This is a genomic window from Gynuella sp. (assembly GCF_050297175.1).
In the GTDB taxonomy this organism is placed as follows: Bacteria; Pseudomonadota; Gammaproteobacteria; order Pseudomonadales; family Natronospirillaceae; genus Gynuella.
Genome location: NZ_JBNKSF010000018.1, coordinates 42,590 through 65,589, shown reverse-complemented (window position 1 = coordinate 65,589; position 23,000 = coordinate 42,590). Strand labels below are relative to the sequence as shown.

The 23,000-nt window shown below is 47.2% G+C and carries 21 protein-coding genes and 1 pseudogene; 12 read left to right on the top strand and 10 right to left on the bottom strand.

What is annotated here, in order from left to right:
* Positions 1 to 240, bottom strand: a 240-nt coding sequence (locus ACQY6I_RS07270; RefSeq protein ID WP_428240810.1) for a hypothetical protein, incomplete at its 3' end; no start/stop codon positions are given.
* 104 nt (positions 241 to 344) lie between these two features.
* On the opposite strand from ACQY6I_RS07270, the gene ACQY6I_RS07265 reads away from it, so the two are divergent.
* The gene (locus ACQY6I_RS07265; protein ID WP_428240809.1) at positions 345 to 824 is read left to right on the top strand and encodes a hypothetical protein; all 480 of its coding nucleotides are present in this window, start codon (positions 345 to 347) and stop codon (positions 822 to 824) included.
* 233 nt (positions 825 to 1,057) lie between these two features.
* Here the strand turns inward: ACQY6I_RS07265 and ACQY6I_RS07260 are convergent, their stop codons facing one another.
* Positions 1,058 to 2,137 carry a transposase gene (locus ACQY6I_RS07260; RefSeq protein ID WP_428240808.1) on the bottom strand — a complete coding sequence of 360 codons (1,080 nt, stop codon included), beginning with the start codon at positions 2,135 to 2,137 and terminating at the stop codon, positions 1,058 to 1,060.
* A gap of 180 nt (positions 2,138 to 2,317) precedes the next feature.
* Between ACQY6I_RS07260 and ACQY6I_RS07255 the strand changes: the two are divergent.
* A pseudogene (locus ACQY6I_RS07255) lies at positions 2,318 to 2,404 on the top strand (hypothetical protein); the annotation flags it as partial.
* 285 nt (positions 2,405 to 2,689) lie between these two features.
* Here ACQY6I_RS07255 and ACQY6I_RS07250 read toward each other — a convergent pair.
* From ACQY6I_RS07250 to ACQY6I_RS07230, 5 genes are all read right to left on the bottom strand, one after another.
* Entirely contained in the window at positions 2,690 to 3,934 is a 1,245-nt protein-coding gene (locus ACQY6I_RS07250) for a M12 family metallo-peptidase (RefSeq protein ID WP_428240807.1), read from the bottom strand.
* Positions 3,935 to 3,947: 13 nt separating this feature from the next.
* Positions 3,948 to 4,628, bottom strand: coding sequence for a hypothetical protein (locus ACQY6I_RS07245; protein WP_428240806.1), 681 nt, complete (start codon positions 4,626 to 4,628; stop codon positions 3,948 to 3,950).
* A 297-nt stretch (positions 4,629 to 4,925) separates the two neighbouring features.
* The gene (locus ACQY6I_RS07240) at positions 4,926 to 5,144 is read right to left on the bottom strand and encodes a transposase (protein ID WP_428240805.1); all 219 of its coding nucleotides are present in this window, start codon (positions 5,142 to 5,144) and stop codon (positions 4,926 to 4,928) included.
* Positions 5,056 to 5,562, bottom strand: coding sequence for a transposase (locus ACQY6I_RS07235; protein ID WP_428240804.1), 507 nt, complete (start codon positions 5,560 to 5,562; stop codon positions 5,056 to 5,058). Before ACQY6I_RS07235 ends, ACQY6I_RS07240 begins: the two co-directional genes overlap by 89 nt.
* A gap of 73 nt (positions 5,563 to 5,635) precedes the next feature.
* Positions 5,636 to 6,658 (bottom strand): acyltransferase domain-containing protein, encoded by a 1,023-nt coding sequence (locus ACQY6I_RS07230; RefSeq protein ID WP_428240803.1) that lies wholly within the window; start codon positions 6,656 to 6,658, stop codon positions 5,636 to 5,638.
* A 136-nt stretch (positions 6,659 to 6,794) separates the two neighbouring features.
* Here ACQY6I_RS07230 and ACQY6I_RS07225 point away from each other — a divergent pair, with 136 nt between their 5' ends.
* Positions 6,795 to 6,932, top strand: a complete 138-nt coding sequence (locus tag ACQY6I_RS07225; protein WP_428240802.1) for a hypothetical protein — start codon at positions 6,795 to 6,797, stop codon at positions 6,930 to 6,932.
* Positions 6,933 to 6,947: 15 nt separating this feature from the next.
* Here the strand turns inward: ACQY6I_RS07225 and ACQY6I_RS07220 are convergent, their stop codons facing one another.
* Entirely contained in the window at positions 6,948 to 7,715 is a 768-nt protein-coding gene (locus ACQY6I_RS07220) for a coniferyl-alcohol dehydrogenase (RefSeq protein ID WP_428240801.1), read from the bottom strand.
* A gap of 105 nt (positions 7,716 to 7,820) precedes the next feature.
* Complete coding sequence (locus ACQY6I_RS07215; protein WP_428240800.1) at positions 7,821 to 9,281, bottom strand: benzaldehyde dehydrogenase; 1,461 nt, start codon at positions 9,279 to 9,281, stop codon at positions 7,821 to 7,823.
* Between ACQY6I_RS07215 and ACQY6I_RS07210 the strand changes: the two genes are divergently transcribed.
* The 9 genes from ACQY6I_RS07210 (at position 9,281) to ACQY6I_RS07170 (ending at position 21,779) form a co-directional block, all read left to right on the top strand.
* A complete protein-coding gene (locus ACQY6I_RS07210) occupies positions 9,281 to 9,622 on the top strand; it encodes a hypothetical protein (RefSeq protein ID WP_428240799.1) in 342 nt (113 codons plus the stop codon). The genes ACQY6I_RS07215 and ACQY6I_RS07210 overlap by 1 nt on opposite strands.
* A gap of 144 nt (positions 9,623 to 9,766) precedes the next feature.
* Complete coding sequence (locus ACQY6I_RS07205) at positions 9,767 to 11,548, top strand: sigma 54-interacting transcriptional regulator (RefSeq protein WP_428240798.1); 1,782 nt, start codon at positions 9,767 to 9,769, stop codon at positions 11,546 to 11,548.
* A 589-nt stretch (positions 11,549 to 12,137) separates the two neighbouring features.
* Positions 12,138 to 13,796 carry a hypothetical protein gene (locus ACQY6I_RS07200; RefSeq protein ID WP_428240797.1) on the top strand — a complete coding sequence of 553 codons (1,659 nt, stop codon included), beginning with the start codon at positions 12,138 to 12,140 and terminating at the stop codon, positions 13,794 to 13,796.
* A 91-nt stretch (positions 13,797 to 13,887) separates the two neighbouring features.
* Entirely contained in the window at positions 13,888 to 15,699 is a 1,812-nt protein-coding gene (locus ACQY6I_RS07195; RefSeq protein ID WP_428240796.1) for a hypothetical protein, read from the top strand.
* Positions 15,700 to 15,785: 86 nt separating this feature from the next.
* Entirely contained in the window at positions 15,786 to 18,191 is a 2,406-nt protein-coding gene (locus ACQY6I_RS07190; RefSeq protein WP_428240795.1) for an SAM-dependent methyltransferase, read from the top strand.
* Between the two features lie 2 nt (positions 18,192 to 18,193).
* Positions 18,194 to 18,928, top strand: a complete 735-nt coding sequence (locus tag ACQY6I_RS07185; protein ID WP_428240794.1) for a streptomycin biosynthesis enzyme StrG — start codon at positions 18,194 to 18,196, stop codon at positions 18,926 to 18,928.
* A 738-nt stretch (positions 18,929 to 19,666) separates the two neighbouring features.
* Positions 19,667 to 20,374 (top strand): hypothetical protein, encoded by a 708-nt coding sequence (locus tag ACQY6I_RS07180; RefSeq protein WP_428240793.1) that lies wholly within the window; start codon positions 19,667 to 19,669, stop codon positions 20,372 to 20,374.
* Positions 20,375 to 20,898: 524 nt separating this feature from the next.
* Positions 20,899 to 21,393 (top strand): AAA family ATPase, encoded by a 495-nt coding sequence (locus tag ACQY6I_RS07175; RefSeq protein WP_428240792.1) that lies wholly within the window; start codon positions 20,899 to 20,901, stop codon positions 21,391 to 21,393.
* Positions 21,394 to 21,527: 134 nt separating this feature from the next.
* Complete coding sequence (locus ACQY6I_RS07170; RefSeq protein WP_428240791.1) at positions 21,528 to 21,779, top strand: hypothetical protein; 252 nt, start codon at positions 21,528 to 21,530, stop codon at positions 21,777 to 21,779.
* 489 nt (positions 21,780 to 22,268) lie between these two features.
* Here the strand turns inward: ACQY6I_RS07170 and ACQY6I_RS07165 are convergent, their stop codons facing one another.
* On the bottom strand, positions 22,269 to 22,943 hold the full coding sequence (locus tag ACQY6I_RS07165; protein ID WP_428240790.1) for a TetR/AcrR family transcriptional regulator: 675 nt from the start codon (positions 22,941 to 22,943) through the stop codon (positions 22,269 to 22,271).
* Between the last annotated feature and the right edge of the window lie 57 nt (positions 22,944 to 23,000).

Here is a 23,000-nt window from a genome sequence, read left to right as displayed (position 1 = left end):
GATCGTTTGCGGCCGGGAACTGCTGTCGTAGTCCGACAGGGTCACCACTTGGCCGAGGGCATTGGTGATGGTTTGTAACTGGCCGGTGTCGAGATCATAGTCATAGGTGGTGATGTCGGACACATCGGTGCGCGGACCATCAGTGCTGCTGATCAAACCCAGGCTGTTATAGGTATACGAGGTGGTACGCTCGCTGGCTTGGGCAGTTAAGCTCAGAGTGCTGGCCAGGAGCAGTAGCATATAACGCACTGGGTTTTCTCGAGGAGTATTATCAGGTCGTACAGGACTGGTCCTCGCTGTATCAGATTGCCTTGCGGGCAGAACAGGAATACAGCACCTTTAAAATGTGGCCGGTTTTAACGAGGATCTGGTTTGTCCTGTCCGATTGTGCACTCAAACAGGACGATCACGAACAGGCTATCAGTTACGAACAAAAAATCCTTCATGAGCTGCCGCAGGATCAACTGCCCCCCCCCAACCACCAGACTCAGCTTAACATGCGTGTTCTCAGCAGGCGGACAGAACGTGCTGACATTGAACTGGCTCAAGAACTATTAGATCACATGAAGAATGCCGAAGATGGTGACAAGCTGGCAGCCGTTCTGGATATGATGCAGGCAGATATCTTTTTCCAGGACGGACAATATCAGGCAGCTGCCCGGGGTTATCAGACATTGATATCCAAGGGAGCACTGAACAATGCCGAGCAACAACAATATATTCATATGAAACTGGACAAGTGCAAAGAACAACTTGGCGACTCCGAGTTCCAGTTTATTGTTGATGATATTGAGCAACAGAGTCAGCAGGCCACCGTACATTGACCTGCTATTAACCTGATAGTTAAATAGATAGTCCTGAGAAATACCTGCCGGTTTTATAGTAACGCCGCTGTGAAGTGAACGAGCGGCGTTTATGAATTTTTGTCATACTAGGACAAAAGAGATATCAGGAAAAAATTTCTATAGTCAGAGCCAATCCTAACTAAACCAAGAGGAAGAAAAACCCAAAGAGCTTCTTACCTTTCGAGACGTACTGATGTAACAAACGGAACAGATTAACCGGTTTTAAGATAACACTCTGACGACACCTTAAGTCCTTTACTCCATCGCCGCTTGAATCGATCTGCATACTGCAATAACGAAACCCGAGAGCCAGCACTGTCTCCATACGACCGACCATAACTTTGAACATGTTTCAGCCATTGATTTGGGTCGATACCCAGTCGGCTGATCAGTTTTTCGGTGTCAGGATGTATGGCACCCCGTTTGTCATCTCGCAGACAACGACCGGTGGTATCAATCAAATCGAAATAATCTTCCCGGGTGAATGGAAGGGCTGTGTGCATGGAATCCTGCTGGCGTCCACTGAAGGGCATCAATGGAGATTCCGGCAGGTGATCGAGTTTTAACTCACGCTTAAGTTGACGCTGTTTAGAAACACGTTTGGTGAGTGTTTGTTCGGTAGTAGTCTTGGTTTGGGTGGTTTTGTATTTGGCGTAATCGAATAATCGCTGTTGAACTGAGGTAAAGTCACTGTCGATCAGATCATCCGCCATGGCAGCACGTACCGGGTTTAGGTCTACATAGGCCATACAAGTCAGCAATGCCCCTTCATCCAATAAAGCCTGAGACTTGAAGCGCCCTTCCCAGAACCGGCCTTTGCAGTTGTCTTCTTCATTGGCCATACGGGCAATGGTTTCATTGACACCCCGCATAAACCAGCTGATCGAACATAACCGTTCTCGCCATTGGCTGATAGTGACTGAGACTGCTTGTAGCTCAGCCGGTGACATCATCTCACGCGCCATCAACCAACGATTGATCAATACATCCCCGTTATACAACTGCAACCAGCGCTCCACCACCTCATCATCCGACCAGCTTTGAGCGCATGCCTGATCGACATGTAGCACCACATGATAATGATTACTCATGATCGCATAGGCACAGATATCAATAGCGTACACATAGGATAAAAACCGCAAGCGCGATACCAACCACTGCTTACGGTGATCGAAATTCTCACCGGTTTCAGAATCGACACCACACAAATACGCCCACCGGACACAGCGCACCATGCAGTGATAAAAAGATGTCTCTTCCAGAGAGACTTGTTCGTTACGGGGTTTGGTCATGGTGGTGGATATTAGTTGATGTGGGAATTGAATTCAAGTTTATGGGTGTCCTTTTTATTCTCTTTTTATTCTTGGTCCTTTTTACTTGTTGGTTACCTCCGTTGAGTGGAGGGTGTAGATTACGTGCGAGAGTTTAGGTTTTGTAGGGTGTGGTTGGTTTGATGCTTACCTTACGAATATCTAAAGCTGATTTTTAAAGAGCTACCTAATGCGAAGAGCGTTGATGATATTGAGAGGTTGTTACCTTGGCGCGTGAATCTTGGCTAGGGTGCGGTTGGATTTGCGCTTACTTCCTTTTTATTTGTTTTTATTGCTTTTGCTTTTGTTCTTTTTATTGGGACACGTCGATTCTGACGAATCAACAAGTTTTTTTCTGGTATTCAGAGTTCTTCCGCTAAATTGAGCAGCCCAGTTTTATGTTTAATAATGATTGGATTGGTACTGATTAGACTGGTACTATGAATTATGAGGGTTACCTCTGTTGGCTTGATTGGATTCGACACCCTTTATCAAACCGGTAACCCCCCTATTTTCAAGATAATATCTCAGATACTAATGCATTGCGTAAGAGCTAGCGATCATCAGTGCAGCTATATTTAAACACCTTGATGGCCGAACCACGTTTGTATGCTCAGACATTAATAAATCAAGCTGATGGCAACTGGCAACAACATTTCCACTTAAATTAATCCGTGCAGACTTATTCACATTCATCAGCGGTAGCAAGCTAACAATTTTATTGTTACTTAAGTTTATATATGCGGAAGAAGAGTTGGCTAAACCAGTAATTTTCTCAAGCCCTGCAACTGAGTCGATATCACGGCTGGGACAATCGATATTATGTACTTTATCAATATCTTTGTAACTTAAAATTTTGTCTGACAATTCGCTCGTCGGATAGCTGTTTTTTATGCACGAGGCCAGGTTCGCACTTGCATAACTAAGCATGTCAACATCAGGTGTGGCATGTGATGTATAAAATTCAATATTTTTATTAAGAACGGCAGCAGCGTCACCGTTAGCTTTATCTCCACACTTTTTATCCGACCCACAATTAACATGTGACACGTTAGGACTGGAAAACACTGGTGCTAAGCGTACACGTCCTTCTATATCATATTGATAATTACCTACCATGATTGTACCGAACTCATTTGCTTGCAATACACCATCCCGGTTTCCTTCTCCCCAGCCCTTTGCTCTATTGTCATTATTTAATCGTCCATTGGTATGACTACTGTCTTTGAACGCTTTAGCAACGTAATCACCGTGCACCAAACCCTGTAAATGTCCAATTTCGTGAGCCAATGTACTCGCCCTACAAGCTGCTTGATTAGACATCACTGCATATGAGTTATAAAGTGAAGCTATTTGGCCAATAGAGTGATGTACTCCCTCTGCGCGACCACACAGGGCTTTATCTCCATCCCTAAGAGTGGGGAAAATAGCAATGGTATAGTCAGCCCCAAACTCATGAGCCCTCTTAAACAATCCTGAGAAATCGCCCTCTCTACGGCCTATTCGGTCAAGCAATTTTTGAGCATCTGTTTCACCTTTTGAGTAGTCACCAAACGATATACTTACAATCTCGGGTTGAAGGTTAATATTGCTATCCTGATAGTAATCAGCAAGTTGGGACACCCAAATACTTAACGTTTCACGAAAAATTTTCTGTTCTGATGCTGTGCCTGCAACATTGAAATCGACATAAAACTGAACTCCCATTTCTGTTGCGCATGCCATACGGGAGAGCAAAAGTAAGCCTGATATAACAACGATTTTATTTATATTTAACATATAACAGTCCTTATTAATCTGTAAGAGGAAAACCAGAAAGTTCATGCAATCTATTATCTTCTATTAAAAATCCGTTTTGGTCTTTGTTCCAGAATGTGTAATTTGTATCTTTTGTGTATATATTTCCTGTAGATCTACCATCTGTATAAGAATATATAGTCATATAACTAGGTGGTGACTCATATCCAAAGTCAATTCGAGTATTGGAAACACCAGAGTCTAATGTTTTATGACGTTTAATTGCTCCTTCGTACAAATTTCCAAAAATCTCGACGGATATTTTTGTACCAACAGGGTATTGATGCAATAAAGATAAGTTCGCATCAAAATGATCACCATGATTCACAAATACATCTGGAATATTCTGAGTATTGCTCAGATCAGAATCAACGACTGGACTTAAAGAAAGAAATATATAGTCGTTCTGGTCAGGCTCATCCTGAGATGAAGGTTCGAATTCACGTTCTACTATTAATTCTTCAGTTTCTTGCACTGGAGGATCAGCAATCTTCTTATCATGAAAATTATCATTCATGAGAGAATCGCTATAACCTTTACTACCATGCTCCTCATTAAAATTAATAGGTTCCTTATTAAGGGGCCCCTGTAGTTCCTCTTGGGAACGTTGATCATCATTTCTATGCGTCCATATAAAACCCGAAACGACAACAATAATGATCAATGAAACTATCAAAACTCTCCGATACATAATAAGAAACACATCCCAATGATTTTTGTGCACTATATATCCATATAGAGCCGCTATAAATTCCTATGATAAACACTTCTTACAACTATTTGTAGAGCCCCAAAAAAAACATCTAACGAACCTCTGATTCTACCCTAAAACATGGCCAATCGTTAACACCACTTAAAACAAGCTCGAACTTAGATCATATTTGCCCTATTTAATGGCCTTTATGTCTGAAGCCCTACCCTAACTCCAGGCACACTGACCCAATATACCCGGGCATCACCGTTCACATGCTCCTCATGTCCGTGTAATAACTGGTCTACCACGGTGATGTCCATGGACATTGGACGAGGTGGTTTTCAGGGTATGAATCAACCCAAATGCACTGTCCACTCCGATGTGCAATTTCATGCCGAAATGCCATTCATTACCTTTCTTGACCTGGCGGATCTCCGGGTCTCGAGCGTTGTCCTGGTTGTTGGTGGAGGTAGGTATCGCAATGATCGTGGCATCCATAATGGTGCCTTCTTTGAAGGTCAGTCCTTGTTTTAGTAAGGGTGGTATTCATGCGGTCAAAGATCTTTTGACCCAGCTGGTGTTCTTCCAGCAAATGACGAAGGTTGAGAATGGTGGTTTCATCTGGAACGGTATCTATGGTGATACCGGCAAACTGCCGCATGGAGGCGATTTCATAGAGAGAGTCTTCCATACCAGGGTCACTGAGGTTATAAAACAGTTGCATGCAATGAATCCGCAACATGGTGGATAACGGATAGGGTTTACGACCTCTGAGGGATTTGGAGTAATATCGCCGAATCGGTTTTTCCATGCCTGTCCAGGGCAGCAGAGCCTCCATCTCAGCCAGAAATTTTTCCCGACGTGTTTGTTTGCGCTTGGCTTGGCTCTCGGCACCTAAATAACTGAGTGATGACATGACTATTCTACATTTGGATCATTCTTGGCTGGATTATCGCAGATTTTGGGTATTTTTCAGAGTTGCCTTAGTTTTAAGGTGTTATTTGAGATAGCAAAGTTGCCATAGAGTCCAGATTGCGGCCAAACTGATTAATGGCAAAATGGTGGGTATATCGATCACCAAAACCATATTTCAGAAAACCGGACAAGGTGGCTGTGGCACTCAAATCGATAAACGTATATCGCTCAGGGTTCGGAAAGCTGTTTTCCACCATGGTTTTAAATTGAGCCTCTCCCCGTGGAATACGCCAGAGATATTCATCAGAACTATCCCATACATGTCTACTCACATCCCCCGCCAAGGCACATGAATAAAACGGAATCTGCGGTCTGGAAAGACGGACACTCCGACAGATGTTTCTGAATTCACTCTCCGCAGGGTCAATGGCACTGGAATGAAAGCCGTAGCGAACCGGTAACTGAACAGAAAATACCGAAGCGCTATTCAAAGCGGCCAGAACCCGTTGCAAATCATCAGCAAGGCCACTGACAAAGAACGATCCGTCATAATTGATCCCTCCCAGAGAGGCGCGAAAAAAAATATCCGGACGTTTTCGATAAAACTCGGGAGACTCCATCACGGTAATCATGCTCCCCTCTGCACAGGTTTGTTTGAGAATTTGTGCCTGCCGGACAACCAACTCCAAACCCTCTTCAAGCGAAAACATACCTGCAATGGTCGCCGCGATATATTCCCCCAGACTGTGCCCCAGCACACCGGAAGGGCGATATCCCTGCTCAATCAAAACCTGTGCCAGACTATAGCCCAGACAAAACAGCGCCGGATGGGTCCACTCAACGGCATCAAACGCTCCGCCTTTATGGGCATCATTGTACAGCACATCACGCAGATCAAAGCTCAACAAGCGGTCGCAGCGATCCATATGATGGCGAAATATGTCATCGTGGTCATACAACTCCCGACCCATTTGAAAATACTGGCTGCCCTGCCCCGCGAACATAAAGATCAAGCCTGTATCAGTGGCAGAATGACGGTTTGAGGATGGGGTGGCGGAGTTGCCGGTTTGAGGACGGTCTTTGGAAATAAAAGTCATGGTTAACACCTGATATAACGCAAACAACAGATAGTTTGGCTCTATGCGAGACACCTTAACCCGGCTATTTCACCAAAACTGAACATGGAACCTGATTGCCCTCATTACTACTGAGATAAAGACAGGACCAAGCCCTATGCTACCAAACTCTTCCCGCTTTTCCACTCGTCAAAATGCCATATTACCAACAGGCATTACCGCACCACAGGACATGTTTGCGTGTTATGACTGCCAGGCTGGAATTGATCAGGCGGTACCAGAACGATACCGCTGATATTGAAGGGAATGACTACAGGTAAGTGGCTGCCAGACCACCATCGACCGGAATATTGGCACCGCAAATCCAACGTGATTCATCCGAGCACATAAAGGCAACCACATCGGCCACTTCATCAGCCAGCGCCGGACGTTTCATCCGATGAGCATCCTGCTCTACCCGCTCCTGTCCAAGCATGCTGACAAAGTCACCCAAAATCGGAGTCATGACCGGACCCGGTGCCACCGTATTCATCCGCACGTCATACCGGTTAAAACAGGCCTGGGCTTCAGTGGCGGTCCAGACAATCAGCGCTTCTTTGAAATACTGATAACAGAAGTCCTGGGCAACCGGATGCTCTTTCAGCCACGCAGCACCTTCTGCAAAGGTTTTTGCGGCAGCCAGAGATTTATGTAACTCCAGGCGTTCCGGCCACTCAATGCCCAAAATGGATGAAATATTCACCACCGAACCACCGCCATTCATACTGGGCAGTAGCCTTTCGGTCAGATGCCTCAACCCCAGATAATTCACCCGTCCCACCAACTCGGCGGGTGCGGTTCCGGGAACACCGGCGATATTACAGAGCGCATCAATACTATCCGGTAATTGCGATACCAGCTTATCAATGACATCCGGATCACCCAGATCCACCTGAAAAAATTCATTGAGCGTCAACAGCGGTTCATTGCGGTCAACACCGATGACATTAGCACCATGATAACGGGCAACCCGGGCCACTTCAGAACCGATACCAGATGAAACACCTGTCACCACAATCGTTTTATTTTGCAATTTCATATATATGTACTCTTAATTGGTTTCTGCAGGCAAAAACCCGTTCAAACAGCAATGCCAGGCATTGCCGATTAATCTGTTTGAACGGAGATGTTTGTTTAGGGAACCTTAGAACGGATACTGCGGTGGCGTATTTTTCACCGTAACCCATTGCCAGTGGGTATAGGTATCCCAATCACTTGGACCGCAGACGGAAGTACCGTTACCAGAGATACCACAACCACCAAACGGATTGATGCATTCGTCATTCACGGTCTGATCGTTAATGTGCATCAGCCCCACATGCAATTGATCCCCAATGGCTTTGGCACGACCGATATTCGCTGAAATCACAGCGCCGGCCAGGCCATACTCTGTGTTATTGGCGAGTTCAATGGCCTCAGCATCGGTATTGAATGTTGTAATACTCACCACCGGGCCAAAGATCTCTTCATCAAATGAACGCATGCCCGGCTTAACACCTGTCAACACCGTTGGTGCATAGAACAGCGCCTCATATTGGCCACCTGTTTCCAGTTTGGCACCTGCATTAACGGTATCCTGAACAATCTCATCGACTTTTTGTAATTGGTTTTTATTGATCAACGGTCCCAGTGCCACTTGACCACTGGTGGGATTTCCAACAGGCAGATGTTTGGCTTTTTCGACGATTTTGGCTGTTAATTCAGCAGCGATACTTTCCTGAACCAGAATGCGGCCGGAAGCCATGCAGATTTGTCCCTGGTGCATATATGCCCCCCAGGCAATGTTACTGGCCGCCAGATCCAGATCAGCATCTTCCAGAACAATCAGGGAGCTTTTACCGCCGAGCTCCAGAGCCACTTTTTTCAAATTGCGACCGCATGTCTCACCGACCCTCCGACCCGCTGCGGTGGACCCGGTAAAGGCAACCATACCAATTTCCGGAACTTCACATATAGCAGCACCGGCTTCAGCTGCGCCCGGCAAAACCTGATACAAACCTTTAGGCAGACCGGCATCTTCAAACGCCAGCGCCAGCAGATACCCACCCGTCAGCGGTGTTTGTGGATCAGGCTTGGTCACTACTGCATTCCCAGTGGCCAAGGCCGGAGCAATGGAACGAATAGAGAGAATTAATGGAAAGTTAAACGGCGATATCACTCCAACCACCCCGTGCGGAATCCGCCGCGCATAGGACATACGGTCCGGTGTCGAGGCTAATGTCAGTCCATCGGGCTGCAACGTCATGCCTGAAGCCAGTTGCAATAACAAAATGGCTTCGCGCATTTCATGCTGGCCCTTGGGAATAATACCGCCGGTTTCACGGGCAATCAGTTCAGCAAATTCATCAAAATGCCGCTGCAGATAATCGGCCGCCTTTAAAAAAATTGCTGCGCGTTCACGCGGCGGTACTTTAATCCACTCGCGTTGGGCCTTGGCGGCGTAGGTTGCCGCCGTCTGGATATCTTCTGCACCGGCCATCCCGGTTTCAGTCAAAATATCTCCAGTGGCTGGCTCATAGACCGGAATCGTTGCTGAGGCCGATACCCAGTCACCATTATAAAAAGCCCCTTTCCACGGAGCCGCGTTCAATATGGAGTTTGTCATTGTTGTTCTCCGTTCATTATGTCGATGGTTTAGTCATTTCGGCTTCCTGGGAGTCATGGCTGCGGCTGCTGTCTCATGCAGATTTGTTTCCGCAACACCATGTCGATAGCTGGCAAAGGTGTGTGGTTTTGACAGCCACCCTGCCTGAGCCTCGCCCCCTGAACGCCCGCTCATTATTTTTATTGTTTAGGCCTGTCTACACTCATTTCGTCGAACCTGTTATGGCTAAAAAGGCCCTAGGTTTCCGCCGCTACGGAATCACTCAGTTAGAGCAATCGTTATGCCCGGGAGGACAAAAAGTGCGAAAAATAGAAGCTAACCTATTGAAATTAAAGGGATAAAAAATACATCCAGTTATGTTTCAGCCCGATAAACTGGATCAAATCAGCAGCCGCTGTTAATCAAATGATGAACAATATCAATAAACCTGATATAAATTTCATCATATGCGAACATAAAAACAATACATCGCCGAGGATAAGACCATGGATTACCCTGACCGCATTTCGTTAGCCAGCATGTCCCGTCAATCTCAATCTGCCGCCAATGACACAGATTCGCAGCACATAAACATTCAACAACAACTGCAACAGACACCGACACTGGAGGACCTCACCGAATGCTTGAGGTTTTCACCGGGTGACGGACGTATCTGGCTGAATGATCAGCGCATGCAGTTAATACATACCTCGTCATTTGGCGTTTTACGCCGGGAAATCATTGAAGCCTTCGGTATAAAACGCGCACGCGGCATTATGACCCGCACCGGATACGCCTCCGGTGCCCGGGACGCAGAACTCATACGAAAACGCTGGCCAGGTGCCGAACTGACTTCAGTACTGATTGCCGGTACTCAACTACACGCGCTGGAAGGGGCCGTTCAGGTCGAAACACTGAACATCGATGTGGATGCCAAAAAAGGCCATTACGAAGGAGAATTCCTCTGGCACCACTGTACTGAAGACGAAGAACATATCGCAACTTACGGTATCGGTTCCGAACCCGCCTGCTGGTGGGAACTGGGATATGCCATGGGGTATGTCAGTGGACTGGTTGGCTCACTGGTGATCTTTCGGGAAGTGGAGTGTCGGGCAATGGGTCATAGCGTTTGCCGCATCATCGGTAAGACGGCAAAACATTGGGGCAACATCGATGAGGATATGGCTTACCTGAATGCGTCCGGTCCGCAGCCGCCTAAAGAACCACGACAGGAGATTTATCTGCCTTCAGATTCAGCACACGATCCGGTCATTAATGAGCCACAAATGATCGGTGCCTCTGCCGCATTTACTGCAGCCAGTCACAGTCTGAAAAAAGTCGCTCCGACTCAGGCAACGGTGCTGTTGTCCGGCGAATCCGGAGTCGGCAAAGAGCTATTTGCCACCATGCTGCATCGGATGAGTCCAAGAAGTCATCAGCCGTTTGTTGCATTTAATTGCGCCGCAATTCCCGAAAACCTGATCGAAGCAGAATTGTTTGGTGTTGAAAAAGGTGCTTACACCGGGGCAGTCCAGCAACGCGCCGGACGTTTTGAACGTGCAGATGGCGGTACACTTTTTCTGGATGAAATTGCCACCCTGAGCCTCGAAGGTCAGAGTAAATTACTGCGTGCGCTGCAGGAAAAAGAGATTGAACGGGTTGGCAGCTCCAAAGCCATTAAAGTGGATGTCAGAGTGGTTGCCGCAACCAATGTCGATTTACGGGAAGCCGTCGAGTGCGGTGAGTTCCGAAGTGATCTGTTCTATCGGTTAAACGTGTTTCCGATCCTACTACCTCCCCTTCGGGAACGACGAGATGACCTCCCACTACTGATCAACCATTTTTTTCACCATTACTGCCGGCTGCACGACAGAACACTCAGCGGCATTACCCAGAAAGCCACACAGGCATTATTGCACTACGACTTTCCCGGCAATATTCGCGAATTACAAAACATTATTGAACGCGGCGTCATTGATGCTGATAACGAAAACCCGGTCGATCTTCATAACCTGTTTCGTAACGAACCCATTCCCAAATCAGTCTTATATTCAGTCAACAGTGGTGGCGCTCTATCAAATACTCTCCAAAATAAAACAGAAACGTCAGAACTATCCTTCTCCAACCTGTTCACCGGGAAGGAATCCATCTCCATTGACGCACTAGAACAGCAAATTCTTCAGCAAGCCGTCAAAACCGCTGGGGGCAACCTGGCCGAAGCTGCTCGCCGGGTCGGACTTACCCGCGCCCAGTTAGCCTATCGGTTAAAAAAATCAGATAAGACATAATTGCTACATTCATGAGGCTATTTACCTACCATAGTCATATATCGACTACCGATTTATTGGCACCAAATAAAATAATCATGGAAACTTTGTTAAAAACCGTCTCCGTACACAGGCACTAGCTAAAACCCGATCTATCAAAAGTAGTGACCATAGTGTTAAAACTGTAAGTTTTTGTGAGTTGTTTGACAGCCTAAAAAGACAGACTATATTCAAAATCAGCTTTATCGGATGAATTTCGAGCAATGTCAGCAATTAGTTAGCACACTCTGTTTACTGAGCTTCAGACAGCAGGTGCCAGCTCCAATCCGAGTTAATTCAATTGCATTGTGAGAATAAGCCCATGAACATGATCAGCCCCCCTCAATTACCCCTCGAGAATGTCTGCCACTCTCGATTACAAACCAACCGGGACCCTTCCGGAAGCTAAGATCAACCAGCACTGCATGCAATTGCAGTGTCCGGTGCTATTCGCCGTTTCATAACTTAACAACTCATGTTCACTCTCTGGTTCAGAAGACGATGCCTTTTATTGCCTGATGATTAGTGGGATTTAATCTTTAAAACCGTTATTTCAAACAGGAAAACTTCTATGAGCACCCCACAACAAACTTCATTCAAGAACGATACGAATACAACCGTTACGCCGATCAGCGGTGCAAATACATCAGACACCAACCCCAAACAAGGGTACGAACAAACACTGACACAATTAACCTTCTCCGATAACTCCACCACGATGGCCGGAGGAAAAAGCGGGACCTTGAATCTCCCTGCGGATATGCCAATCGTTAACCTACTGGTCTCTCAGCCTTCGATTTTATTTCCTGTCATGTCGACCAGTGTCGGGCCGGATTACGAAGCAACAGGCGGTTGGCCAAAACCACTGACGCCTGTGAAAATTCCGAGTAATCAAACCACTGCCATGACGCAGGCATTAACGTTTCGTCAAAACATCATGGCAGCGCCGAGTTCCAAACTGGCGACAGATTTTCAGAATGCATTAACGCAAGCACAACAAGCCAAAACCGCTGACGACATGATCAGCCAGATGAATGACTTCTTCCAGTCTCAGGACTCGTACAAACTGGTCACTTACCCGGATTACACCGCAATTCAATCCTATCTGCAGGCATTTGCGCAGATGTGGGTGCAGAAAAATTCAGCCTCTGGTAACAATAGCGGCGCCACTTATTACGTATACAGCGCACCGGATGCCAGTCAAAAAGGAGCCAAATCAATAGGCACCATTCAGGCGAGCCGACGTTCCGATGCACCCGCCAACGCATCACTGACCGACTCGCTCTCCGGTTACACCATCACGCTAAAAAGCTCCGATGACAGCACCGTCAATCTGTCCTTTGAAGATGGTGCATTTTCCGACGGAGGGCCAATTCAACTCAGTGCAACATATGGCTATGCCGGGCGCTTTAATGGCAAAGTCAGTGATGTTCAACTCTGGCCGATCCTGGTCGGTACCATTCAGAGCAAGCAGGTGATTGCGATTCCACTGTCACCAGAATCCGACTGGTCAAAGTTCTGGTCCAACCTCACCTTTAGCAAAGTATTCGGCTACTTTATGGAAGCGATGGGCTTATGGATGGCGCTGGATTTTCTGAAAACCAAACTGTCTTCCAAAAAGGAAACGCTGGAAAAAGACAAAGCCGAAAACAAAGGTAGCGACCCTACCGACAAGCAAGTCCAGGATGCCGAAACGCAGGCCAATACCACCGCCGAAAATGAAGCTCAGACCAACAGCAGTCAGGGACAGGAAATTTCCGGCGATAGTTCATTTGATGTCCCGACAACCGAATCAGCCATGAATGAAGCCGTTAACAACACACGAACTGCCAGCCAAGACTCTCTAAACAGTATTGCCGAAGACAACACCAACGGCGCCATTAACCAAACCGGAGAAACGTTGGAGGAAATTGGCAAAATCGAAACCACACCGGCACTGGAAAAAGCTGGCAGTCAGTTAAATGATGCCGGCGAACCCATGCAAGCGGAGCCACCGGATATTTCCACTGCCACCACCAATATCACAGAAGCCAACCAAAACCTTTCCATCGCAACTGATGAACTGGGTAACCAAATCAGCGAAGAACAAAAACAACAGCTGGAAGATCAGATTAAAGCCAATGAAGAAGCCGCGGAAGATGCTAAAGATCAGGATGAGGAGAGCGAAGACGCCGGTAAAGGCGAAGACCCGGAAGGCGAAGGCGACCTACCGAAGTTTGAAGATTTCTGATCCAGTTCGACCTGTTATTGCAGTGTCACTTCAGGATGCTAATTCAGTGGTACCGCAACCAAAAACAAACACTCGGCGAGAGTAAAAAATTATGACAACAACAAATCATTTTACCGTCAACAACAAGCTGGACAAAGCCGTTATCGTCTATACCACAATGACCAATGTAAATCCGGATTCACCGAGCACCAATCCGGAAGACTACATTCCCACCTATACCAAAATGGGCACCGTCAGTAGCAATGGTTCACAGGAATTTTCAACCGATGAATCCATTGCCCGCGTCGTGGTGGTACGCGAATCGGATCAACTGCCGGTTAAAGTATCGGTTGCCGCTGAATGGGATCCCGGCAGCCAGACATTTTCGGTAGACAGCAGTGATGAGAAGATCGGTGAAAGTGCCTGGAGCTATTTTAAAATCTACAGTAGCCAGCCATATAACCCTATTTCACTGCAATTCAATGAACTGGTTTCAGACAATGCCAGTGACCCCAGTACACTGGATGATAAAACCGCGACATTTTTTAATAACAACGGCTATCCGGGTGTCGATTATGCCATCTTTACCTCGGTCACCTACTGGGCACAAAATCAGCTGTATGCCTTTCCCGGTACCTATTACTGCTATGAACCGGCCTCCAGCACCGAAGGTTTTATTGTACCGAAAACACAAACCGGTACGATTGTGATTGAAAATGGCACAGCCACCTATACACCCACCGGCGGTGCATCAGTCACCCTGAATTACTTCAACTCGCAACTGACCTCTCCCGGAGCCACCCCCAAGAGCGGTATTTATCTGACGTCAGTCATTCGTAACCTGGTGTGGGAAGGTAAAACCGAGAATGACATTACCTGGGCATTTGTAGGTTCATCGGGTGGGGATCAGATGATTGCACAGGATTATCAAAACCCTGCCCTGCCCTGGTACTCCATTGCATACGACATGGTATATGGCGTTTATTTCTCCGTTCAGCTTTACATGGCTATCAATGCTGCAGCGGATCTACTGAAAGCCGCTGGCAAAGGCGTGCAATGGATTGGTGAGAACGCTTCTAAAATGGCCAATAACGTGCGCGACTGGCTCAATAAAACCGGCGACAGTGCCGGGCCGGACAGCGCCATGGGCGACGATGCTGACCCGGTGAATGTTGACGTCGATACCGATACCGACATTGATATCGATGTTGATATCGATGTCGATATTGACGTGGACGTCGATGTGGATGTGGATATAGATATCGATGTGGACGTGGACTTTGGCGTCGTCGTTGATGTCGATGTCGATGTCGACATAGATGTGGACATCGACATTGATGAGCAGACAGACGTTGACATCGACGTCGATGTCGATGTCGACATTGATACTGACGTCGATATTCAACCCGGCGGCGTGTCAGGGCTGTTAAACAAAGTTGGCAGTTGGATCATGACCAAAGCGTTCCCGACTTTGATCGAAGGTGCCGCCATTTACGTGGCCTTCCAGACCGTCGATAAAGTCCTCGGTGCTTGGAAAAATCAGGATGAGAAAGACATGCAAAACCTGCAGCCCCGGCAAACAACCGGCCTGGGTGTGCTGATTAATTATATGTTTAACACCAGCGTTTCCATTAAAGAACGTTGGGATACCTTCGCCGACTATGTGTCTGAGTCCCAAGCCGATACCACCACCCTTGAAATGAACATTGCCACCATTCTGGGCACCGGCAATACCACCGCCGACAACGAATTGAACAGTTGGCGCTGGTCATCGGATGATGAACAGGCTGCTGTCAACGCCATGAAAGCAGGCGCCAATGATGCCGCCGCTTTTCAGAATCTTGGCAACTACCAGTACAAGGGCAAAGACCTGCCACTCAAAGTCGGTTGTGGCGTGGCGATGAAGTACCTCAAAGGAAAATAGCCGTTCACTGACTGCAAACAGGTACCGGTCAGCCAAAGCGCTGACCGGCGATCAACTCGACTGCCAATTGTAAGAGCGAATAAACTATGGAAACAGGACAACTTTATCAGCAACCGTTTCAGAATTTCCCTTCCCGCACAGAGCACGCTAACCGATGGCGCGAACTTGCCCAAGCCATTGCGGCCAAAGCCGATCAGATCAGCCATGATTCAGACGCAATCATCCGACCGGAGAAACCCGGAGAATTAACCATTCTGGGCTCCGGTATTGAAACCGTGGGTTTTACCTCAGCCGATGAAATCCGCATCCGCGAAGCCGACAAAGTATTCTACTGCGTGGCCGACCCGGCAACGGTGGTTTGGCTTAAGCGACTGCGCCCGGATGCCTACGACCTGTATGTGCTGTACGACGACACCAAAATTCGCTACACCACCTACATGCAGATGACCGAAGCCATGCTGCACTTTGTGCGTGAAGGGCAAAACGTGGTGGCCATTTTTTACGGGCATCCGGGGGTGTTTGTCCTTTCCACCCATCGCGCCGTACAGATCGGTCAACGCGAAGGCCATAAAGTCACCATGCGTGCCGGTATCAGCGCGCTCGATACCTTATGCGCAGACCTGGGTATCGATCCTAGCCAGCCCGGCATGCAAACATTTGAAGCCACTGACGCATTGATTCGAAAACGTCATCTGGACCCGGAGCTGCATCTGATTCTATGGCAGGTCGGTCTGGTGGGAGATCTGGGTTATCGTCGGGAAGGTTCGCTAAACAGTGGTTTTTCGGTATTGCTGGATTATCTCGAAGAAACCTACGGTCCGGATCATCAAGTCGTGAACTATATCGGCTCACGCTACCCCGGTGCCGACCCGGTACGCGACCATCATACCATCAGCAGTTTGCGCGACCCGAGCGTACAATCCACCATCACCGGTATTTCAACCTTCTATATTCCTCCCGCCAAGGTAGGTACATCCGATCCGGAAATGCTGCTTCGTCTTGGCCTGTTAAAACCCGGACAAAACATTCGCCATGCATCCTCACCCATGCGCGTCATTGATGAATACGGCCCCAAAGAACGCAAAGCGTTCAGCGACTTTGCGCGTTTTGATATTCCCACCGGTTATCACTGGCAGGAGGACACCGCCGCCGCACGATTTATTCTGGCCCTGCGTGAAGACGGAAAATTGCGTACACAATATTGCGAAAACCCGCGTGCCGCCATGTCGCAATGGGCTGGCGGACTCAATGAAAATGAACGCCGCCGATTATCCCTGCGCGAAGCCGGTGCTATGCAACTGGCGGCAAAAGGACTCCGGACCAAAGCATCTGCAGAATCTGTTCGCATGCTCCAGGAAGTGCTGACACGAGAACCCTCCGCCCGAGCGTTACTCAGAGCCATACGTGCAGCCACTGATCCACACGATGCCGCCAGACAATGGAGTGAATTTCACGGTTTTAACGTCGATTGGGCAGAAGTACCGACCGACCTGCATATTCTGTTACGCAAATCACTGTACCCCTGGACAGGTTGTTACCTGGCGAACGATCGGGAGCTGAGTATTGTCATTCACGGCCAACCCTCCAGTGCACAGGCCGACAGCATTTACGTCAATGGCGTTCGGGTTCAGGCCAGCTTTGCCAGCGGCGGTGTGATCCACTGGCAGGCCAGCCAAGAACAACACACATCCGGTATGCTGCATGTTGACCGCACAACACGAGGAACCCGTCGGCTCGTCGGTGCAGTCTGGACAGGCACCGAAAAACCCGGCACTGATGATCAACTGGTCGCTACCGAACATCACCTGCCACGTACCCTGCCCTTAGCCAGTCTGACCGGACACTACCGGACAAAATCAACCCTTGTTAGCATACAGCCGGACTTATCCTCGAAAACGCAACCCATAGCTATTCACATCAACAACAAACCCGCAGAACATTGCAGCGTGAACGCCACATCATTTAACGTGGATGGCATGGATATTTCCTTCCATGCCCGCGAGCCGGAACACACCATACCGGATTACTTTTATGGGACCTATCAGGTTCGTCTGGTGCAATCAGACAGCGCAACCATGGCCCGCATATCGCTGAGCCAGGACAGCTGCAAAATCAACGGTAAAACGGTTTCCATCAGCCAGAACAGCGACGGTGCGTTCTCCTGGAAAGACGGCCCGGCAACATTACGCATCGGCCAGATCAAGTTATTGATTGATCCGATCACACTCTCCGTGATGCTTTTCGGCACTGCCGGTCATACAGAGGATGACAAACGCATTGCCTTACGGGGCATGATTCCGGTCTCAGAAAATGCAGCCAACAACCGAAAATATCGACCTGAATATGGCCTGCCGGATTGGGCATGGCAGCACCTTATTGACCTACTGGCCAAAGCCAGTGAACAGGGTGGATTATTCTTATGGCACGGTTGGAATCGTTCAACCAACAACCTGAGACGTTTGCGTTCGGTACTGAAAACCCTGGGAGAATAATCATGACAGACGAAATTGTTGATAGACGGCAATTGACTGATCAAGCCGGACCGGTACCCAAACGCCCTTGGGTACTGTTGAGCTATGACACATCACGTTATCCGTTTGCCTATATTTTGCAACGTGACGTTTTTAAAGTGCCGAACCTTGGAAAACTTCACCAGTACGTACTCGCACATTATCGAAAGCACGGCGTCAAACGGAATCTAAACCCTGAAGACAACCTGACCTTAAGAGAACTGATGCAAGCACTGCCACAGGAATCAAATTTCTTCAAACTCTATCATGACTTTATGTTAAGAGTGCTGTCCCGATGGGTTGGTGCTTCGCTTTCCTACTCCGAAACACCCAAGATGCGGGTACATTTTCCACAAACGTCTTCGGTCAGTTCGTTTCACCACGACATTATCGTGACCAAACGCATTGATCAGGTAAACTTCTGGCTGCCGTTCAATACCGTAGACGACACCGCCACCCTCTGGCTGGAAAGTGACTACGGAGCGTGTGATTACCATCCGATCCGGGTTGAATACGGCCAGGTACTTATTTTCGACGGTGGTTATCTGGGTCACGGCACCAAGTTCAACGCAACCGAGACAACACGCACCAGCCTGGACATGCGCTTTTCCTACAAAGGATCATCAACACGCGCCGATGGTGTTCGACTCATGAACCGGATCGTGGATATAGCACAGGAGCTTCAAACCGAACAGGTGACTGAAGGCGTGATTTCTTAACTTATCGCGAGGGCATTGTAGAGAAGCCCGGACTATCCGTTACAAAAATATCAGACATATTTGAAACCTTTAGTGTTTTATTAACCCGGCAATCATTTTCGCCGGGTTAATAATGTAATGCGTAAACACAATTAAGTGTCAAACCTTTCATTGGCCTCAGACAATATGGGTCCAACAATCGGAATGTTTCACCAATGCCAGAATGGCCCAAATATCAAATGACAGATATCACAACGACTATTAAAAATTGATACTGCAGCAAGAAATCAAACACAGCTACGCTAATACTTTTGATTCTAACCACGCTCTGCATTTAAGACCACTTCCATCCAGATTTAAAAAACTGAAAACGGTGAAACGCCTTATCCAAGCCCTTCTCTGTCCATTACGACCTCAGAAGTGGTTGTGATTTGAAAACAAGCGTGCCTGCAAAAGACAAACAGTATATGAAGATTCTGAAAAAAACTAAAACGAATAAAAATTTACATAGACTTCGCAGATGTGGAACCGAATTAAATACGTCATCCAGAAAAAATTGATCTATTCTGTTTTAACACTGTACTACCTGACTTGGATAGAACGCGGACTTCTCTGAGGAATTTCGACCTCATAGCCATTGCCACTTAATCGTCTATATAAACACACATCGTCTCCTTATGACGATTTGCCAACAGTAGCTGAAACGTCTGATATGCTTAAACACATCTTCTAGAGAAAAAATAGGGTATTAATACGATAATGGATATAGATCTCTCCAACCCCCTAGACCTGCCGGTTGAATTTACAAAACGTCTTCACAGGATTGAAAACCACTGTAGAAGACATGAGTTCTCGGATGAGCTTGTTGAGTGTCGTGAAGTTTCGGCTTTGGTGCGGGATATTAATCAATACTGTAATGAGAACCGAATCATTGGTGTCCACTACACAAGGGCTTTACCGGAGAGCATTTTGGCTCAAGGGCTTCTTGTGCGAAATGGAGAAGAAATACGAAGGGAATTCTTGCAACAGCATGGCCACCGGTTTTCCGAGAAAGAGATTACGGAAATCAAAAAAAGGTGGAGTAGATATTTTAACCGAAACCAGAGCTCTGCAAGGGACGATCGGATTTTTTTTAACTTCACTGAAATAAAGCGTGGTGGAGGTGGTTCAGAGAATTTACTTAGTCTTTATGGCGGCGAGCAGGTGAGTATGTGTTTCAAGTTAGGCGAGGCGTTAAGTATCAGGCTTGGAGAAATCGGAAAGCCACTAGTTATACGGTGCGCACTATATCCAAATCAGATAAAAACCTTTATTGAACACCCATGGGGGAAAATACTAGTGTCGTCATTCCATGCAGTGATAAACCCTAATGCATGCAGAATTGACCAGGATGGATATCAGGAAGTGCCCGTGAAGCCAGAGGATGTAATCGAGGTGAGAGTACTAACAAATCGCGTCACTCGATAACAGGCCCCCACCCTAACCATTGAAATTCACTCCAACAACCGGCATTATCCGATACTGCATATTTATGAGCTTAGATTGGCGCCTACGTTCAATCTGTGACCTCAAAGATGGAGTCAATTATTATTGGCAGATTTCCTCTAACTGATACCGCTCCAAATACTGAGCAGGCATGAACTCCTTGTTCTCCAAAGACTTCAGCCATCACATCTAGGTGATTCCGCTTTTTGTTTTTTATTAGTGTGGATGTCCGGTTTTTCTGTCACCATTTTTCTGTCATACGGGTGTTTCTCCATCGGATAATCGGGTGTGTAAGGTTCAATCTCGTTGACTTAGTGAACTTGAGGCTTTGTAAATTACCCATATGAATGGTGGCATTGGTCATATGGTGACAAATACTGGGCTGCAGTTACAGGAGCTGATCATGCAATTTAAGGAGCCATAAGTAGAAACTAACAATAAACAAGCAATTGACGCGAAAAAGACCTCGCCAATGTTGCAAGTGTTTTGTCAAAAAGAGGTAAGAAATGAACAAGGGGTTATTGACGTTTTTCTGTGGGAAAATGGGTGCAGGCAAAACTACAAAGGCTCGTGAAGTCGCGCTAGAACGAAACGCTGTACTACTTTCAGAAGATGAGTGGCTTTCTTCTATTTATCCGAATAGCATCAAGACACTAGAAGATTACATTGAACGTGTTGGCCTGCTTAAACCTCAAATGAAAAAACTGGTTCAATCAATCTTGGCAACTGGAACTAACGTGGTAATGGACTTTCCGGCAAACACAATTCCCCAACGAGCATGGTTTAAAAGCATTTTTTCGGAGATGCAGGCTCCACATGAGCTAATTTACATCGATCAGCCAAATGAGATTTGCTTGGGGCAAATCGCAAAACGACGGATAGAACAACCACATAGAGCGGCAACAGATACAGACGAGATGTTTGAAGGTGTTACCCGGTATTTCGTTGCACCCACAGCTGAAGAAGGGTTCAACATAACCGTAATATCAACAAATGCGTAACAAAGCTGTGCACTGGAGCAGCAATCTATCGTTGTAGTTTATGCACTGCGCTTTCCGGTGACAGCTCATTAGGTGTAAATGATGACAAAGAAAATACACATACACCTGATAGCGATGGAATAAAGAGCGAGTTTTTGATTCCGGTCAAAACTAAATCTGGCTTTATGCTTGTAGGTGTAATAACGGGGAATCGATACAATCAAGGATTGGTTGTATACACCGAAAAAGAATTAACACCAAATATGCTTGAGGAAAAAGCAAAGAAAGCCGGTGTTGAAATTAGCGTGGGTCTATTTGAGGCATACTTATCTCAAATGCCGAATTTTAGAATTTCTAAAATGGTGGGTGTAAAGCATGGTTTGGAGTTCTGTCTAGAGTATGCATAAATCCACACTCAACAATCACATCGAAAACCCTTGCAACATTTTCGAGCGCGGCCATTTATGCAAAACGTGATCTCACGGATAAGTAATATAACCACGTCAAATGCTTTAGTTCAAACTTAGTTCCTCAAGTAACCTGCTACGCTCCCAGATCAGTCAGAACGATATTCTTGGTTGCTTTGGAGCTAGGGGCCTCTGAAAAATAGGAATGGTTTTGATGTAGGCGAGGAAGTATCACTCGCAACACCGCAATTTACGGGCGTAAATGAGGATGTGAGACTGGGGTTGACAATGTCCTGCGCGAAAATAGGCCATTTTTCAGAGGTTCCATAGATAAGAAGCAACGCCAAAGTTCAGCACAATGGTATTTATATTACGAGCTTCATAGCATTGAGAAACGGATGCGCTATGAAGAGTTGAGTCAAGCGGTACCGCTGAGCAATACACTTAACCCAAAAGGCCCGGCAATTTTTTCTCGTCTGGGAGTTTGTCTCATCCAGGTGCTGTAAGCGAAAGAGTTTTGGGAATCGCGTCAAATGCTTCTTCAACTCTGCGAATGAGCATGTCCCGGCCACCATGACCCCGAATACCTTGCGCTCCTGCTCCTCGACCGGCAACCCAATTACTGGCACCACAGCGCCACGCGCCGAGTACGAATTCGCCGAGCATGCGGAAACGGACATCCTCTCGGCTATCTATGCCGATTTTGTCTCCGAGAACATCGATCAACTGCCTTTGGGCTCGCAGCGAGGCAAGTTCCGAGTAGTCGTATAGAACGGAACTGCTTGCGTAAGCCACAATCTTTCGTGTTTGGAAGAAACGTCTGTCCCAGTCCTGGTCCATCGAGCGGAGCGTTGTCAGGAGCGTCTCTTTCAGGAAGGTGAGGAGCTGTCCCTGCACGTCGCGGTCGTGGACCTCATCGATATAAGCCTCCCAGAACTCGGCTTCGGTCGCTATGGCGACATCCTCTTTGGAAGCAAAGTAGCGGAAGAAGGTCCTCTTTGAGATATCCACGCGATCAACCAGTTCATCAAGTGTTGTCGCAGCAAAACCTTTTTCGGTAAAAAGCTCAAGAGCAGTGTTGGTGAGCGCACGTCGTGTGCGAAGTTTTTTTCGCTCCCGAAGTGGCAGACGCCGGTTGTCTGTGGTGTTAGTACTAGATTCCATGCCTCATATTAATCATATCGCACCCGAAGTGCAATTACACTTAGAAGCAAAAGCCTC